General features: G+C 47.2%; 3 protein-coding genes. All 3 read right to left on the minus strand.

The annotated features are described in order from the left end of the window. Window positions 1–1091: malonate decarboxylase subunit alpha (locus OCV58_RS12070; protein ID WP_154878001.1), on the minus strand; the 1091-nt coding region annotated here is incomplete at its 3' end. A 64-nt stretch (window positions 1092–1155) separates the two neighbouring features. Beyond that, window positions 1156–2571, minus strand: a complete 1416-nt coding sequence (locus OCV58_RS12075; protein WP_087478871.1) for a GntP family permease — start codon at window positions 2569–2571, stop codon at window positions 1156–1158. Window positions 2572–3362: 791 nt separating this feature from the next. Beyond that, window positions 3363–3779 (minus strand): MaoC family dehydratase, encoded by a 417-nt coding sequence (locus OCV58_RS12080; protein WP_087478870.1) that lies wholly within the window; start codon window positions 3777–3779, stop codon window positions 3363–3365. Window positions 3780–3902: the final 123 nt, after the last annotated feature.

The raw sequence follows: 3902 nt of genomic DNA on the forward strand, positions 1-3902 counted from the left end.
AGGATTGCCAGGTCTACGCCGCCGCCGTCATAGAAGTCAAACTGGTACGGCTGGTCGAGGATAACCGAGGCGTTCGTGGCTGCACCGAAGCTCAGGCCACCGGCCGGTACGCCGCCGATGGTGCCTGCTTCTGTCGTCAGCACCATGCTGTCGATGCCTTCTTCAGCAGCGACTACCGATACGCCTTCAGGCATGCCGATACCGAGGTTTACGACTGCGTCGGGAATCAGTTCCATAGCGCAGCGGCGGGCAATGATCTTGCGGTTGTTCAGTTTCAGCGGAGCTACCGAATCCAGAGGAACTTTTACATCGCCGTTGAATGCCGGGTTGTACGCATAATCCCAAGTCATCATATGGTCAGCTTCGTCAGCTTTTACGACATAGTCGACGATTACGCCGGGGATCTTAACGTCTCTCGGGTCCAGCGTATTCTTGGCTGCTACATCTTTTACCTGAACGATAACGATACCGCCGCAGGCTTTAGCCGCTTCAGCGATAGCCAAGGCTTCGCCCGTGCCGATTTCGCCGTCCATCGTAACGTTGCCGTCTTCGTCGGCTGTCGTGCCGCGGATGATAGCTACATCAATTTTGTGCGGATGATACCAGAGCCATTCTTCGCCGCCCAATTCAATAACTTCAACGATATCTTCCTTCGTTACATCGTTGATTTTGCCGCCTTCCAGACGAGGATCAACGAAGGTACGGAGGCCGACTTTGGTAATCGTGCCGGGACGGCGGCCCGCGATGTCGCGGAACCACTGGGACAACGTGCCCTGCGGCAGGTTGTAGGCTTCTACTTTATTGTTATTTACCAATTCGCCCAAACGCGGTGTCAGGTTGAAGTGACCGCCGATAATACGTTTCAGCATGCCTTCGTCGCCGAGGTGGTTCAGGCCGCGTTCACCGCTGTCGCCCTGGCCTGCAGCATAAATAACTGTCATGTCTTTCGGCGTATTATTAGCTCTAAAGGAAGCTTCCATTTCTTTCAATACAGCTTCAGGAATCAAACCGCCGACGAAACCGCTCGTTGCGATAGTTGCGCCGTCTTTAATCTGTTGTACTGCTTCAGCAGCCGTTACAAATTTTGCCATGATGAGCATCTCCTTTTGCTTTACATCTTAAACTTTACAAAATTTTTGTATATGTTGATGTATCTTAGTGAAGCCCTGTTACAGAATAGATAAAGATGATGACGAATACGGTGAAGGTCTTCAGTACCGTAATTACGAAGATATCTTTATACGATTCTTTATGCGTCAAGCCGCAAACTGCGAGCAGCGTGATGATAGCGCCGTTGTGAGGCAAGGTATCCAAACCACCGGAAGCCATGGAAGCAACACGGTGGAGGATTTCCGGACCCATGCCGATGGACTGTGCCCAAGCGAGCCAATCCTGGGACATTAATTCCAAAGCGATAGCCATACCGCCGGAAGCAGAACCTGTAATACCAGCAAGTACCGTTACGCTGACAGCTTCGGATACGAGCGGCGTGCCGCCGATATGAATGCTCATGAGGAAGCCTGCTACTTCAGCAAAGCCCGGGAGCTGGGAGATAACGTTGCCGTAGCCAACTTCGGATGCCGTGTTCATGATAGCGAGCAGGGAACCGATAGCACCGGCATTGAGGATCTTGGACATGCTGTCTACAGTCTTAACTTCGCGCCAGCCGGCAATCAAAGCGACGATAATGCCGCATACGAGAGCGATGATCAAAGCCCAGATACTAACTACGTTCTGCACTTTAGCAGCTACGAGGGGAACGCCCTTCATGTGCTGGAACGGAACGAGGATATCAGGATTCCAAGCAACGAATTCCGTAACGACGAAGTTAACAACCAATACAGTCAGCAAGGGGAGGCAAGCAACCTGCCAGGAGAACAATTTTGCGTTCGGGTCCAGTACAGGTTCGTTCAGCGTATGATTGCCATAGCCTTCGCCTTTAGCGATGCAGGATTTCAAACGATGGATAATAAAGAAACCGCCAACGCCATAAATGATGACGGCGCCGATGATACCAGCAAGCGGGCCGGCATAAAGGTTCGTGCCGAAATATGTCGTCGGGATAATGTTCTGAATCTGCGGAGTACCGGGCAAGCAGTCCATCGTAGCCGTAAATGCACCCAAAGCGATGCAGGCCGGAATCAGGTGTTTCGGATAGTCAGCTTCTTTAAAGAGGGCTGCTGCGAACGGATATACTGCGAATACAACGACGAACATGAGAACGCCGCCGTAGGTCAGGATCGAACCGGCCAATACGATAGAAATAACGGCTTTTGTAGGTTCTTTGCCCAAGCCATTGATGATAGCGCTGGCCAAACCACGGGCAAGACCCGTTTCTTCCATGACCTTACCAAAAATAGCACCTAACATGAATACCGGGAAGTACGATTTGATGTACGTTACGGCTTTACCCATGAATAATTCGGTGTATGAAGGCATGAGGTCTAAACCAGTCAGCGTAGCCGCCAGGATAGCCATGATCGGGGCCATCATGATAACGGAGAAGCCGCGGTATGCGAACGTTATCAGGCCGATCAAGCTGAGTAAGATGACGAGAATGTTAAAATCCATGTGTACTCTCAACTCCTTATAACTTTGTGACAATTAGAACTTAAAAGGACTAAAAAATAAAACAGCCATGGCTAATGCATTCTTAATATTCAGGATATTGAAATCTAAAAATGCATTCTACACATTCATCATAGCATTTCCATTTCAGCAAAGTAAAATGGTCTGTCTTCATTTAATATATGAAATAATTTCATTCTTCGCTTGTAAAACGCTTTACGTCTCAAGAGCTATTTTATCCCATATTCTTTGACTTCCTTTGCATTCCTTGAATGAAAAAAAGTATAAAAAGTCTATTCCAGACACTATTGTTCCTTATTATGAAATACTGATAGACGCATGTATGCTGTACTTTAATTCAAGTCCTCGTAGCAGTTCTAAAAGAAAAAAACTTTTTTGTTTCTCTGCAATAAAAAACGAAGAAAGTATTATGCGTTTTTAATCTAGCTGAAAAAAGGAAGGGAATGATTCTTTTTGTTCAAAAATGAACATTCTTCCTCTATTATATCGCATATCCATATATTTAAATCAATATATACGGCACATATAGCACTATCCTCTTCTTCTCATTGCCATTTTTTATACAGTGTTTCACTGCTTCATTAGTAATTTTGTAAAAAAAAGACTCTTGCCAACCTGTCATGTGGGTTAGACAAGTTGGCAAGAGCTTGTAAGCACTTAAAAGGTTGGTTTCGTTTACTTAACCGGACATGTTGTCGGTGAATCATGTAAGCAGTGAATCATCGGCTTAGGCTTCTAAGTCCGGATACATCGGATACGAGCGAGCGTTTGACTTATTTTTTCATGACGCGGGCTTCGCCGTCCGTTACGACCTTGCCGTCCTGATTGGTTACGGTCGTCTTGAAGATAATGCGGTGTTTTGCATCGTCTTTTTCCTTGCATTCTACCGTCGCGGTCAGCGTATCACCGTAGAATACCGGTGCCAGGAAGCTGAGGGACTGATTCATGTAAATCGTGTTCACGCCCGGCAGCTCCGTGCCCAGTACGGCCGAAATCAGGCCTGCCGACAACATGCCATGGGCAATGCGCTGTTTGAACATGGAATCCTTAGCGAATTCTTTGTTGATGTGAACGGGGTTGAAGTCCGTCGTTACGCCGGCAAAGGCATATACGTCGAATTCGGAAATCGTCTTCGATACAGATGCTTTATCACCGATCTTAATATCTTCATATTTTACGTCTTTTGCCATTTCTGCATCTCCTCCTTGCTTACCTTACGGATATACTATTACAGTTCCAAACCCATGGGTTTGTCTTCAAAGATACGAGCGTCCATCAGCTTGACGTCTTTGACGATGGGCTTGAAGTCCATG

The sequence above is a fragment of the Megasphaera stantonii genome (genome assembly GCF_025567065.1).
In the GTDB taxonomy this organism is placed as follows: Bacteria; Bacillota; Negativicutes; order Veillonellales; family Megasphaeraceae; genus Megasphaera; species Megasphaera stantonii.